Consider the following 12,746-nt stretch of genomic DNA (forward strand, 5'->3'; position numbering starts at 1 on the left):
CCAGGGCTCGGTGCTCCATGAGAAGTGCCTTTTGTGCGGTGCGGTACGCTGGCATGCCCATAATGCGCAGCTCATCGTCGTCTTTGCGTCCATATTGGACAGACAGTTGACGGCGGCGCCGATGTGGCGCCCGCCTCATTCATGACAAATCCATATCGGAGAAGGAACGGACGTGATCCACAAGATCATGGACAAGATCGACCGCGTCATCGCCCAGAAACGCGAGAGCGGTGAGCTTGATGCTTGGCTGTCCAACGGCACCGCCCACCGTTATTGTCGGGAACTGACAGAGTCACGGCAGCACTACTACCCCGCGCTGCTGCTGTATGTGGAACGGCACGCCGGAAACGGATGAAGCCGCGCGTTTTCAATGTGCGGGACAGGAAAGCGGTGGGTTTCACTCCGCCGCTTTGACGACCGGCCCCGCCAGATCGGACCGGCGGGCGCGCAGGGCGGCGAGCTTCGCCTCCAGCTTGCGGATTTTCTTGTCGAGCTTCTTCGCGCGCTTGCCGTCCTTCTTGGAGACGGTGCCGCCGCGCGCGGCGATGCGGGCGTTGATCGCCGCCTTCGTCTCGTCCGGCAGGCGTTTCCAATGCTTCACCTCCGCGCGGGTGCGGAAGCAGCCGAGGCAACGGTCCGCCGCGTCGTAGCGGCAGAGCTTCGTGCAGGGATTGCGGGTGTCCATAGCGTCCATAGGATGGGTGCTGCGGTGCCGAAGAGAAAGCCCACGCCGCGCCACCCAGCGAACAATTCTCAAAAAATCACGGCTCTCAAGAAATCACGGCGTCACGCGCCCGGACAGGCACGCCGCCCGCGCCCGTGCGTCCACCGCCGCCGCGGAGGAGGTGGCCGCCCCCTCCCCTCCGTAGAGCGAGGCCGGCAGCGTCTGGCCGGTGGCCCCACCCTCCTTGCGGTGCCAGGACAGGATACAGGAGCAGACCCGCACCGCCGCCTCCGTCGAGCCGGTGTTCTGCGCGGCGAAGGGGCTGGCTTCGCAAGCCGCCAGGAAGTCGCGGTTCGCGTCGGTCCGCCCGCCGTCCGGGGGGTCGCCGCTGAACAGCAGCAGCGCCGCCAGGGACGCGACGACGAACACGAACAGCAGCGAGCGCGGGTTGCGGAACATGAGCGGGGACCTCCGATTGCGCCAGCTTAAAGGCGTCACAGGCCGTTAAGAATTCGTTCCGCGCATCAAGGGTGCAGGGCGAGGGCGCAGTTTAGAGTTATTCAAAAACATATGAATACCTGTTCATATAGATTGACGCGCAGGCGCCGCGGCGCTAGGGTCCGCCCTGTCATTGGGGAGTAGCCACCCTCCAGCGAGAGAGGGGCGCGCGCCAACAGACTCGGGACCATCCTGCAACAGGGCGTCCCGTGGCGCGTGCGGCAGCCGGACGACGTCCGGCAGGCTCGGCAAGACCGATGGTGCGGACGCTCCCGAAGGCCAACCGGGTGCAGCCGTGCTGTCGTGTCCGTTTGGCCGGAGCCGTGTTCCATGTTCGGTGCGACTTCCCTTGCCCTTGCCCTCAGCCTTTCGATGGACAGCTTCGCCGCTGCGCTGGGCCGCGGTGCCGTTCAGAAGCGCCCCGCCATGTCCGAGGCGCTGCGCGTCGGCTTCGCCTTCGGGGCCTGCCAATTGTCCATGGCCTCCATTGGATGGGCGGTGGGCACCGCCTTCGCCGGCTTCGTCCAGGCGGTGGATCACTGGATCGCCTTCGGCCTGCTCCTGCTGATCGGTGGTACCATGATCCGCAACGCGCTGGCCGGGGAAGAGGACGACGACGCGGCGGCCACGCGGTCGGGCTGGCTGGCCCTTCTGACCGTCGCCGTGGCGACCAGCATCGACGCCAGCGCGGTCGGGGTGGGCCTCGCCATGGCGGATGTGGACATCGCGGTGACCGCCAGCCTGATCGGCGCCGTCACCTTCCTGATGGGCTTCGGCGGCGTGATGCTGGGCCGGGCCGCGGGACCGCTTCTGGGCCGCCGCGCGGAGCTGGTGGGCGGCCTGGGTCTGCTGGCCATCGGCACCAAGATCCTGGTCGAGCACACGCTCCTTTAAAAGCCGCCCCTCACGCCGCGACGGCCCGATCGGTGTGGTTGGCCGCGACGGCGGCCACCGTCTGGGCGAGCAGGCCCGGACGCTCCTGAACCAGATCGCAGACCGCGCTGAAGTCGATGCACAGCGCCCGCTGCCCGCGGCGGCGCAGTTCGCCGCAGCACCGTCCGGCATGCTCCAGCGTCGCGGCGGCGGCGCGGATGACCCCGGCCCCGATCTTCAGACGGCTGGCGCGCGAGGCCGTGGCGAGGTGCGGGCCGTTCTGGGCCAGCCAGTGGGACAACCCCTGCGCGGCCAGCGAGAATTCCCGCTCCAGCGCCGCCGGGTCGCATAGCACGGCGCCGTTCGGCAGGCGCAGCCGGCCGTCGGAGGACGGGCGCGACAGCGCCGTGGCTATGATCGCGGAGGCCAGCTCCTGCCCGGAAAAGGGCGTCGTCATGCAGTCGTTCATCGGTTTGCTCTCCAGCAAGACCCTGCGCGGAATCACGGCACGGACAGTTGCGCGCGGGCCATTCCGCCGTGAAGCGTGTCGAAGCAGACGACGCAGTCCGGGGAGTCGGCGATGTAGGCCAGGACATCCGCATAGGGGCCGTCGATGTGGATGATGTCCGCCCCGCGGTCATCCGTGCGTCCCCGGCTGTGGGTGATCGTCAGCATGTCCATGCGCGGCCCGCGCCCGCCGGTGGTCGCCGCCAGCACGGCGGCCCGTTGCCGGTGATCGGGGCGCAGGGCGACCACGACGCCACCGGGCACGCCGGCAGGCGCGGCGTCGCCGCCGCCGCGGACGGCGTTCGGGCGGCTTCCCGGAAGGACGGCGGAAAGGGTCTTGGCCATGGCTCACCTCGACGGCTCGGGTTGACGGTCTGGACTGGCGGGGGTGACGGACAATCGCCCCGCCGCACTGTTGGTATACCGTATCCCAGAACAATCTTAGCTTCAATGGTCATTTCGCGAAATTATTATCCCGCTCCGCAGCAACCCCGGCCACCCCCACGGGCTAAGCGGCTTTTCCGCAGGGAGGAAAAGCGGTGACTTCGCGCTGGACAGGGAAAAGCCGCCCATGTTTGAGAGGTGGACACTCGGTCACTGCCAGGGGAATCGGTCCATGGACCCGGTCGCCACCTCCGTCATCCTCGTCCACGGCGCCTTTGCGGACGGCTCCACCTGGAGCCGTGTGATCCCCCTGCTCCAGGCCCAGGGGCTCGAGGCGATCGCCGTCCAGAATCCGCTGACGTCTCTGGAAGCGGATGTGGCGCACGTCCAACGCGCCATCGACCGAGCCAAGGGGCCGGTGGTGCTGGTCGGCCACTCCTGGGGCGGGGCGGTCATCACCCAGATCGGCAATCAGGAGAAGGTGAAGGCGCTGGTCTATGTGGCGGCCTTCGCGCCGGGCGTCGGGCAATCGCCGAACGACACGCTGAAGCCCTTCCCGCCCTCGCCCGGCCTGTCCAGCGTGACCATGGACCGCTCGGGCTATCTGCATTTGTCGCTGGAGAGCCTGTCGGCGAACTTCGCCCAGGATGTGCCGGCGGCGGAGGCGGCGCTGCTGGCCGCCACCCAGGGACCGGTCCACGCCTCCTGCTTCCGCACGCGGGTGACCGCCGCGGCGTGGGAGCACAAACCGTCCTGGTACATCGTGGCGAACGAGGACCGGATGCTGCCTCCGGCCTTCCTGCGGGCGACCGCGGAGCGCATCGGCGCCCGCACGGTGGAAGTCGGGGCCAGCCACGTCCCGCACGCCTCCCGGCCCGACGCGGTGGCGGCGGTCATCATCGAGGCGGCGGGCGCCCGCTGACGAGCACCCGGACCGTCCCCATCATCGCGTCACGGCATTACCCGACGGCGCAGCAGCACGCCGGCTCCGGATCGGACTCGTCGTCGTTCGCGGCGTCGCCACCGGCCATGCAGCCATGCGCCGCACCCAGCAACCGGTGCAGATAATCGTTCCACAGCGACCCGCAGGACTCGGCCGGCAGGGGCAGCGCCGGTTGCACGAACAGGGGCGGCGGCTCCGCGATCCGGTCGGTGGTCATGGGCGTCTCCTCCAAAATGCCGCCCGCCTTGCGGCGGACGTCGGCGCTTGCTGCGCTCTGGTGCCCGCCACGATAGCGGAAGTCGGCACGCTGCACAGCCTGTACTAAGGCCACACCACCTCCGGCATAGGGATAGCATCGGCTGGTCAGGCCCACCATCAGCACCCTTAGCTGCGCCGTGATCCCGGCCCGTCTCACCTGTTGATGGGGCACAAGGCTGCATCGACATGGAGAGAGGCGCGTCATGGCAAACCTGCAGAACATCCTCGGCACCCTTCTGGCGACCGGCATGGGCGGACACAACCGCAGGGGCGCCCAGGATTTGGGCTCGATCCTCAACCGGGCCGGAATTGGTGGGTCCGGGATGGGGGCCGGGCCGGCGATGCACGCGCGCGGCGGCATGGGCGTCGGCCCCATGGCCGGGCTGGGCGCGCTGGCCTATCTCGCCTACCGCGCCTATCAGGAGCGGCAGCAGAACATGCCGCCGGCCGGTCAGGGACGCGACCGGACCGCCCAGCCGGGCGGCAGCCCGTGGGGCGCTCCGCCGGTAGGAACCCAGGGCGGATCGGGCAACGCGCCGGGCGGCATCCTCGGCGGGGCCGGGGCAACCGGGGGCGGATCGTTGGGCGACCGGCTGTCCCAGGTGTTCCAGCAGCGCACCGCTCCACCGCCCGACGCCGCTCCGTCCTCCGGAGAGGGCGCCTTTCCCGAACTCGCCATGGAGGACCAGCACGCCCTGCTGCTGATCCGGGCCATGATCGCCGCCGCCAACGCCGATGGCGAAATCTCCGCAGCGGAACGCCAGCGCGTCCTGTCCGCCCTGGACGAGGCCGGCGGCGGACCGGAGGAGCGGCGGATCGTCGAGCGGGAGTTGGCCCAGCCCCAATCGCTCGACGCGCTGGTCCGCTCCGTCACCGATCCGGACATGGCGGAGCAGGTCTATCTGGCGTCGCTGATGGCGGTGGACCGCGAGCATGAGGCGGAGCGCGCCTATCTGAGCTACCTCGCCACCCGTCTGAAGATCGCCCCGCAGCGCGCCGAACAGCTCAACAAAGCGGCGTGACGATGCCCATGGGATGCCTTCTCCCGCCGTCGCGGCGGGGGAGGGTTATTCCGTTGACCGCAACCGGTCGGACGGCGCAGTTTCAGGCCACCTTCCGCCGCCGGGACTTGGGCCATGCTTCTGGACGATGCCGTCGACCGCGTGCTGCGCGAGTTGGAGAGCTTCGGGCGCGACAACGACGCGCGCGAGGGCGACCGTGCCCGCAAGATGCTGAATCTGGAGCGCGAGACGGCGGAGCTTCTGCACATTCTGGTGCGCAGCGGGCGGCGGCGGCGGGTCCTGGAGATCGGCACCTCCAACGGCGTCAGCACCCTCTGGCTCGCCGCGGCGCTGAAGGCCGTCGGGGCGGCGGAGCCGCTGACCAGCATCGAGCGCGATCCGGGCAAGAGCGCCCAGGCCGCCACAAACCTGGAGCGCGCCGGTCTGGCCAGCCGCGTGACCCTGCTGGTCGGCGACGCGACGGAGACGGTGGCGGGGCTGGACGGTCCCTTCGATTGCGTGTTCTTCGACGCCGACCGCTGGACCGCCCCGGAGCAGCTTCGCCTGCTGCTGCCGAAACTGGAGCCGGATTGCCTGCTGCTGGCCGACAACGCCCTGTCCCACCCGGAGGAGATCGCCGGCTACATCGCGGCGGTGGAGGCCCTGCCGGGCTTCGGCTCCACCGTGTTTCCGGTGGGAAAGGGGCTGCACGTCGCCTGCCGCCCCTGACCCCGTCCCCGGCTACGCCGTCTCGCTCGCCAGCATCTCCGCGGCCAGCCGCGCCACCGCGGGATAGTCGGTCTTGCCGGTGCCCAGCAGAGGAATGGTCTCGACCCTCAGGATGTCGCGGGGAATGGCGATTTCCGGCGCCCCCCTGGACTTTGCCGCCGCCGCCAGCGCGTCGCGGGTCGGGCCGGTGCCGGCGGTGACCAGGACGATCCGCTCGCCGCGCCGGGCATCCGGCAGGGCAATGGCGGCGTGGGCGGCCTCCGGCGCGGCGTGCAGGGCCAACTCCTCGACCAGCCCCAGCGGGACCATCTCGCCGGCCACCTTGGCGAAGCGCTTCACGCGCCCGACGATGCGGATGAAGCCGTCCGCGTCGATGTCCACGATGTCGCCGGTGTCGTGCCAGCCGTCCTCAGTCGGCTCCACGACACCGGGGTTGTCGGCGCGCATGTAGCCCTTCATCACGTTCGGCCCGCGCACCCGCAGCCGCCCGCCGACGGGCACGCCGGGGACCGGAAGCAGCTCCGTCTCGATGCCGGGCAGGGCCTGGCCGACCGTGCCGGGGCGGAAGCGGGCCGGCGTGTTGACCGCGATGACCGGGGAGGTCTCGGTGGTGCCATAACCCTCCAGAAGATGCACCCGCAGCCGTTCCGTGTAGGTGCGGCGGGTCTCCTCCTGCAACCGCTCGGCTCCGGCGAAGACCAGCCGCAGCGAGCGGAAGTCGTAGGGGTCCGCCGCCCGCGCCCAGGCGTTTAGGAAGAAATCCGTGCCGAACAGCACCGTGGCGTTCGTCTGGTAGACCAGTTCCGGGATCAGCCGGACGTGGCGCGGGTTGGGGTAGAGCACCGTCTTCACCCCGTTCAGGATCGGCAGCAGCATCCCGCCCAGCAGCCCGAAGGAATGGAAGACCGGCAGGCAGTTGAACACCACGTCCTGCCGCGTGAAATCCACGACGGAGGCCACCTGCGCCATGTTGGCGAGCAGGTTGTCGTGGGTCAGCGCCACGCCCTTGGGCGGCCCTTCCGACCCCGAGGTGAAGAGGATCGCCGCCACGTCGTCCGGCCGCCCTTGCTCCGGCAGGAAGCGTTCCGGGGCAACCGACGCAGCCAGCGCGCGCAGCGTGTCCCCGACACCCAGCCCGCGCTTCACGTCCTCCAGATAGATGATGGAATGGTCGGCAGCCAGCGCCTCCACCAGCGGACCGAGCCGTCCCATCTCCACGAAGCGGGCCGACGTGACGATCCGGCGCAGCCCGGCGGCGCGGCAGGCCGCCCTCACGGCCTCGGCCCCGGCGGTGAAGTTCAGCATCGCCGCGGGCCGCCCGTAAGCCGCCAGCCCGAAGAACACCGCCGCGGTGGGCGAGGCGGTCGGCAGCAGCACGCCCACCGCTTCGCCCGGCGCCGTGCCGCGCGCCAGGATGCGGCCCAGCACCAGGGAGCGCGCGGTCAGCGCGCGGTAGGACAGCGTCGTGAAGTCGCCGTCCTGCACCGCCGCCTTGCCCCAGCCGGTCTTCCGTCCGGCCTCCAACAGGGCAAGCGCCAGCGTGTCGGGCCGCTGCCCGGCGGCGAAGACGGTCTCCGTCATGACGCGCGACAGCCAGGACTTCAGCGCCGCCCGCCGCTTCTTGCCGGCGAGACCCGTGACGTCCGGGGTGGCGACCGGCGGCATGACCGTGATGATGATGCGCGGGAACAGGCCCAGCCGCAGCCGCCCGTGCATGCGGGACAGGATGGAGCGTTGCGCCCCCTCGATGCAGACCGGCACGATGGGGCAGCCCGCCTTGTCGGCCAGCATGCCGGGTCCGCCGTTGATCTTCATCAGCGAACCGGTGACGGTGATGCGCCCTTCCGGGAAGATGCAGATCTTGTGCCCCTCGGCCAGGGTGCGGGCGAGCAGGCGCGTGCCCATCGGCTTGGTCGGGTCGATGGTCACATGGTCGGCCAGCGCCAGGAAGGGCTTGGCCCAGGCCTGCTGCGCGATGAAGCTGTCCACCGCGAAGCGCATCCCCGGCAGGAAGGCGGCGAGCAGAGCGCCGTCCAGGAAGGACTGGTGGTTCGGCGTGACGACCGCCGCCCCCTCCAGCCGCTCCAGATGTTCCGCCCCGCGCAGTTCCACCCGGAAGGCGATCCGGAAGAAGGCGCGGGCCAGCGCCCGTCCCATGCCCACCGCGTCGATGGCGAGCGCCAGGACGACGGCGGCCAGCATGCTCGCCCCGCCCCAGGCCGCGACGGTCAGCGGCGTGACGCCCAGCGCCAGCATGGCGGCGGCGATGCCCGAGCCGACCACCATGAACAGCGCGTTGACCACGTTGGCCGCCGCGATCACCCGCGCGCGGGCCGAGACCGCCGCGCGGTGCTGGATCAGCGCGTAGAGGGGCACGGCGAAGGCGCCGCCCGCCGCGGCGATCAGGAACAGGTCGGCCAGCAGCGGCATCGCCCAGGGCTGGGCCAGCAGCGCCAGTGCCGACAGCGGCTCCGCCGACGGAACGTCGGGAGTCAGGAAGGGCAGCGCGCCCCCGGCCACGGCAGCGACGAGGCCCGCCAGGGCGGCGCGGCGCGCGTCGGAGCGCGACGGCACCCGGTGCCCCAGCCCGGCATACACGGAGCCGACCGCCACGCCGACCGCGAAGACCGCCAGAAGCAGCGTCGCCCCCGCGCTGTCCGTCCCCAGCGTCTCCCGCGCGATGGCCGGGAACTGGGCCATGACGACCGCCCCGACACCCCAGAAGACCGAAATGCCGTAGATCGCCAGCATCGACACGCGGTCCCGCGCGGTGGCGCGCAGCACGCGCAGGGTGACCGACACCGGGTTCAGCCCGACGCGCACCGTCCGGTCGGCGTTGCCCGCCCGCGGGATCAGCAGCGACGCCGCCAGCCCGCCCAGCGCCGTCGCCCCCAGCAGCCCCGGAAGCGCCAGCGGATGGGCCAGAGCCAGCGAGCCCCCGGCGATGGTGCCCAGCAGGATCGCCACGAAGGTCCCAGCCTCCACCAGACCGTTTCCGGCGGTCAGCTCCTCCGGTTTCAGCAGGTCGGGGAGAAGGCCGTACTTGACCGGCCCGAAGACGGTGGAATGGGCGCCCATGCCGACCAGCGCGACGATCAGCACGCCGAGGTCGGCGCGCATGATGCCCCAGGCGGCGATGGCCATCAGGCCGATCTCCGCCACCTTCACCGCGCGGGCGATCAGCGTGCGGTCGAACCGGTCGGCCAACTGCCCGGCGGTCGCCGAGAACAGCAGGAAGGGCACGGTGAAGGCCGCCGCGGCAAGCGTCGAGATCAGCGCGCCGTCGCCCGCCGTCCCCGCCATGCCGTAGACGGCCAGGACCGCGATGGCGCCGCGCAGCACGTTGTCGCCGAAAGCGCCCAGGAATTGCGTGACGAACAGCGGCAGGAAGCGCCGCGTGGCGAGAAGGCCGAGTTCGCTCATGCGTCAGGCTCCCTTTTCGGTGGACAGGCCGCGCAACAGCGCGTCGGCGACCGTGTCGGCCAGCGTGCCGAGCGGAGCCGTCTGCCGTCCGTAAACGTGCGACTGGATGTTCAGGACAATGGCGCCGATGACGGTGTGGGCCAGCGCCTCCCGGTCGGCATCGACGATGGTTCCCTCCGCGATGCCGTCCCCGACGATGGCGCAGACCACGTCCACCGGGGTCTCCAGCCCGTCAGGAACCAGGGGAAGCGCGTCGTGCTGCGACAGCAGGAGGAAACGCGCGCGGTCCGGTGCCTCCTCCGCCAGCCCGAAGGCCCAGGCGATGACGCGGCGCAGCCGCTGCGGCGCCGGACCGGTTCCCGCCGCCTCGCGCAGGCTGTGCGACAGGGCGGTGTATTCGGCGGCGAACAGGGCGGCGGCAAGCTCCTCCTTGCTGGCCCAATGCCGGTACAGCGCCCCTTCGGACACTCCGGCGGCGCGGGCGATGTCCTTGATGGTCGTCGCCTTCACCCCCTTCCGGGCGAACAGCGCGATGGCGGCGTCCCGGACCTTGCTGCGGACATCGTTGGACATGGAGTTCCCGTTCAGCACCATGAGTGAATGTTCACTCACATCCTGCATGGAATTGTCAGGCCATGCAAGGGTGGTGTGTCGGCACCGCATCCACCGTGCGCTTTGCGGGGGCGGCGGTTTGCGGCAGGATCGTTCGCATACATTCTCGAAACACACGCTCGAAACACGGGGGAACAGGGACATGGTGAGGACGATCGACGGGACGGAGGCGCTGACGGCCGACATGACCGCGTGGCGGCGCGACCTGCACGCCCACCCGGAAACGGCGTTCGAGGAAGAACGGACCAGCGATTTCGTGGCGGAGAAGCTGGCCTCCTTCGGGCTGGAGGTTCACCGCGGCCTCGCCAAGACCGGCGTGGTCGGCGTGCTGCGCAACGGCGAGGGGCCGGCGGTCGCCTTCCGCGCCGACATGGACGCCCTGCACATCCACGAGCAGACCAACCTGCCCCACGCCTCGCGCAATCCCGGGCGCATGCACGCCTGCGGGCATGACGGGCACACGGCGATGCTGCTGGGTGCGGCGCGCCACCTGTCGGCGAATCCTAACTTCCAGGGCACCATCGCCTTCGTCTTCCAGCCCGCGGAGGAGAACGAGGGTGGCGGGCGCGTGATGGTCGAGGACGGGCTGTTCGAGAAATTCCCCGTCGATCAGGTCTACGGCATGCACAACTGGCCGGGCCTGGAGGTCGGCAAGATCGCGCTGCGCCCCGGCCCGATCATGGCCGCCTACGACATCTTCGAACTGACCCTGACCGGCAAGGGCACCCACGCCGCCATGCCGCATCTGGGCACCGACACGATCCTGGCCGGGACCCAGATCGTCAACGCCTGGCAGACCATCGCCAGCCGCAGCGTGCATCCGGTCGATTCCGCCGTGGTCAGCGTCACGCAGTTCCACGCGGGCGATACGTGGAACGTCCTTCCGGCCACCGCTGTCCTGCGTGGAACCACCCGCACCTTCCGCAAGGAGGTTCAGGACATGGTGGAGCGGCGCATGGGCGAACTGGCGAAGGCCATCGCCACGGGCTACGGCGTCGAGGCGGAGATGCGCTACGAGCGCCGCTATCCCTCCACGGTGAACGAGGCCGCCGCGACCGAGCTGGCCCGCCGCGCCGCCGCCGGAGTCGTCGGCGAATCGGGGCTGGACCTGGACCCGATGCCCAGCATGGGCGCGGAGGATTTCGCCTTCATGCTCCAGCAGCGGCCCGGCTGCTACGTCTGGGTCGGCGCCGGTCCGTCGGACGGCGGGCGGAACCTGCACAGCCCGCATTACGACTTCAACGACGCGGTCCTGCCCATCGGCCTCAGCTATTGGGTGCGGCTGGCCGAGACGGTGCTGCCGCGCGCGGCGTGACGGCAACCCTTAAATCCCCTCTCCCCAGAGGGGAGAGGGTTTACAAAGGCCACCACGTTCATTCCGGGCGACTTGTACAAACCATCCCTATCTCCCTATGGCTTGTGTATGAAACAGGAAAATTACCGCGTCCTCTCCATGGGAATTGCCCGGGTATGCAATTTGTCCCATGATCGGGCCGATTTCACCCGACAGATGTGGGACAAGGCACGGTGAAGGCGATAGAGAACAAGACCGGCGTTCCTGGAACCGGCGGCATCTGGCAGCGGCCCGACTCCCTGTGGGAAGCCACGGCCCCGCCGCCGCCGGCCCTTCCGGCGCTCAAGGACGCGGTGGAGACCGACCTGCTGGTCATCGGCGGCGGCTTCACCGGCCTGTCGGCGGCCCTGCACGCCGCCGAGTCGGGCAAGCGCGCCGTCGTCCTGGAAGCGTCGGAGATCGGGCGCGGCGCGTCCGGGCGCAACAACGGGCAGGTCATCCCGACCCTGACGCGTCCGGACCCCGAGGATCTGGTCGCTAGGTTCGGGCCGGAGCGGGGCGAACGCTTCGTCGCGCTGATCCGCGACAGCGCCGAGACCCTGTTCGCCCTGATTCGCCGCCTGGGAATCGACTGCGCGGCGGAGCAGACCGGATGGGTGCAGCCGGTTCACTCACCGGGCCGCATCGCCATCGCCGAGCGGCGGGCGAAGCAGTGGGGCAGCCGGGGCGCTCCGGTGGAGCTGCTCGACCGCGCCGGCATTTCGGACCTGCTGGGCACCGACGCCTATTACGGCGGCTGGATGAACCGCAGCGGCGGCCACATCAACCCGCTGGCCCTGGCCCGCGGGCTGGCCGGCAAGGCGGTGGAGGCCGGCGCGTCGGTCTTCATCAACTCTCCGGTCCTGTCGGTGGAGCGGACCGGCGACCGCTGGGTCGCGCGCACGCCGGGCGGCACGGTGACCGCCCATGCCCTGGTGCTGGGCACCAACGGCTACGCCGCCGCGGTCTTCCCGGAAATCCGGACGGAGGTCGTGCCCGTCCTGTCCTGGCAGATGGCGACCCAGCCGCTGGACGAGGCGCAGCGGCGCAGCATCCTGCCGGGCCGTCAGGCCATGTCGGACACCCACGGCGACCTGCGCTTCATGCGCTACACCGCCGACAACCGGCTGGTCAGCGGCGGCGCGCTGCTGGTCCCCATCGACGGGGCGGACCGGCTGCGGCGCATCGTCGGGCTGCGGCTGGCCTCAATGTTCCCGACGCTGCGCGGCCTGCGGTTCGACCATGTGTGGAACGGGCGGATCGCCATGACCACCGACTACACCCCGCGGGTCCACCAGCTCGGCCCCAACGCCTTCACCTGGGCGGGCTGCAACGGGCGCGGAGTCGCCCTGTCCGTCTCGCTGGGGCGGGAACTGGCCTACGCCGCGCTGGGCCGCGATCCGGCGGAACTGGCGTTGCCGTTGACCGAACCGCGCCCCCTGCCCTTCAACGACCTGCTGCAACGCATCGGTCCGTTCAAACTCCTGCAATACCGCTGGAACGACATCCGGGAAATCTGAC

The 12,746-nt window shown here is 70.2% G+C and carries 14 protein-coding genes and 1 riboswitch; of the genes, 7 read left to right on the forward strand and 7 right to left on the reverse strand.

Features of this window, described 5'->3' with window-relative positions; translation table 11 throughout:
* The first annotated feature begins 172 nt into the window (after positions 1-172).
* Positions 173-355 (forward strand): hypothetical protein, encoded by a 183-nt coding sequence (locus tag DS843_RS14605; RefSeq protein WP_149469620.1) that lies wholly within the window; start codon positions 173-175, stop codon positions 353-355.
* 42 nt (positions 356-397) lie between these two features.
* On the opposite strand, the gene DS843_RS14610 is transcribed toward DS843_RS14605, so the two are convergent.
* Positions 398-685 carry a DUF1289 domain-containing protein gene (locus tag DS843_RS14610; RefSeq protein ID WP_286192104.1) on the reverse strand — a complete coding sequence of 96 codons (288 nt, stop codon included), beginning with the start codon at positions 683-685 and terminating at the stop codon, positions 398-400.
* 93 nt (positions 686-778) lie between these two features.
* Positions 779-1,123 (reverse strand): hypothetical protein, encoded by a 345-nt coding sequence (locus tag DS843_RS14615; RefSeq protein WP_149469622.1) that lies wholly within the window; start codon positions 1,121-1,123, stop codon positions 779-781.
* Positions 1,124-1,285: 162 nt separating this feature from the next.
* Positions 1,286-1,409, forward strand: a riboswitch (yybP-ykoY riboswitch).
* A gap of 83 nt (positions 1,410-1,492) precedes the next feature.
* On the opposite strand from DS843_RS14615, the gene DS843_RS14620 reads away from it, so the two are divergent.
* The gene (locus DS843_RS14620; RefSeq protein WP_149469623.1) at positions 1,493-2,056 is read left to right on the forward strand and encodes a manganese efflux pump MntP; all 564 of its coding nucleotides are present in this window, start codon (positions 1,493-1,495) and stop codon (positions 2,054-2,056) included.
* Between the two features lie 10 nt (positions 2,057-2,066).
* On the opposite strand, the gene DS843_RS14625 is transcribed toward DS843_RS14620, so the two are convergent.
* The gene (locus DS843_RS14625) at positions 2,067-2,504 is read right to left on the reverse strand and encodes a hypothetical protein (RefSeq protein WP_149469624.1); all 438 of its coding nucleotides are present in this window, start codon (positions 2,502-2,504) and stop codon (positions 2,067-2,069) included.
* Between the two features lie 32 nt (positions 2,505-2,536).
* Positions 2,537-2,887, reverse strand: coding sequence for a hypothetical protein (locus DS843_RS14630; RefSeq protein WP_149469625.1), 351 nt, complete (start codon positions 2,885-2,887; stop codon positions 2,537-2,539).
* Between the two features lie 271 nt (positions 2,888-3,158).
* Between DS843_RS14630 and DS843_RS14635 the strand changes: the two genes are divergently transcribed.
* Positions 3,159-3,848, forward strand: a complete 690-nt coding sequence (locus tag DS843_RS14635) for an alpha/beta fold hydrolase (protein WP_149469626.1) — start codon at positions 3,159-3,161, stop codon at positions 3,846-3,848.
* A 37-nt stretch (positions 3,849-3,885) separates the two neighbouring features.
* Here the strand turns inward: DS843_RS14635 and DS843_RS31775 are convergent, their stop codons facing one another.
* Positions 3,886-4,086, reverse strand: a complete 201-nt coding sequence (locus tag DS843_RS31775; RefSeq protein WP_286192105.1) for a hypothetical protein — start codon at positions 4,084-4,086, stop codon at positions 3,886-3,888.
* 244 nt (positions 4,087-4,330) lie between these two features.
* On the opposite strand from DS843_RS31775, the gene DS843_RS14645 reads away from it, so the two are divergent.
* Together DS843_RS14645 and DS843_RS14650 are read left to right on the forward strand one after the other, a co-directional pair.
* On the forward strand, positions 4,331-5,149 hold the full coding sequence (locus DS843_RS14645; RefSeq protein WP_149469627.1) for a tellurite resistance TerB family protein: 819 nt from the start codon (positions 4,331-4,333) through the stop codon (positions 5,147-5,149).
* 114 nt (positions 5,150-5,263) lie between these two features.
* Entirely contained in the window at positions 5,264-5,857 is a 594-nt protein-coding gene (locus tag DS843_RS14650) for an O-methyltransferase (protein WP_149469628.1), read from the forward strand.
* Between the two features lie 12 nt (positions 5,858-5,869).
* On the opposite strand, the gene DS843_RS14655 is transcribed toward DS843_RS14650, so the two are convergent.
* Positions 5,870-9,280: an acyl-[ACP]--phospholipid O-acyltransferase gene (locus DS843_RS14655; RefSeq protein ID WP_149469629.1), complete on the reverse strand. Its 3,411-nt coding sequence runs from the start codon at positions 9,278-9,280 to the stop codon at positions 5,870-5,872.
* 3 nt (positions 9,281-9,283) lie between these two features.
* Complete coding sequence (locus DS843_RS14660) at positions 9,284-9,853, reverse strand: TetR/AcrR family transcriptional regulator (RefSeq protein ID WP_149469630.1); 570 nt, start codon at positions 9,851-9,853, stop codon at positions 9,284-9,286.
* 181 nt (positions 9,854-10,034) lie between these two features.
* Between DS843_RS14660 and DS843_RS14665 the strand changes: the two genes are divergently transcribed.
* Complete coding sequence (locus DS843_RS14665; RefSeq protein WP_149469631.1) at positions 10,035-11,207, forward strand: M20 aminoacylase family protein; 1,173 nt, start codon at positions 10,035-10,037, stop codon at positions 11,205-11,207.
* 212 nt (positions 11,208-11,419) lie between these two features.
* The gene (locus tag DS843_RS14670) at positions 11,420-12,745 is read left to right on the forward strand and encodes an NAD(P)/FAD-dependent oxidoreductase (RefSeq protein ID WP_149469632.1); all 1,326 of its coding nucleotides are present in this window, start codon (positions 11,420-11,422) and stop codon (positions 12,743-12,745) included.
* Position 12,746: the final 1 nt, after the last annotated feature.

The sequence above is a fragment of the Roseomonas genomospecies 6 genome (assembly GCF_008365375.1).
Classification (GTDB): domain Bacteria; phylum Pseudomonadota; class Alphaproteobacteria; order Azospirillales; family Azospirillaceae; genus Azospirillum.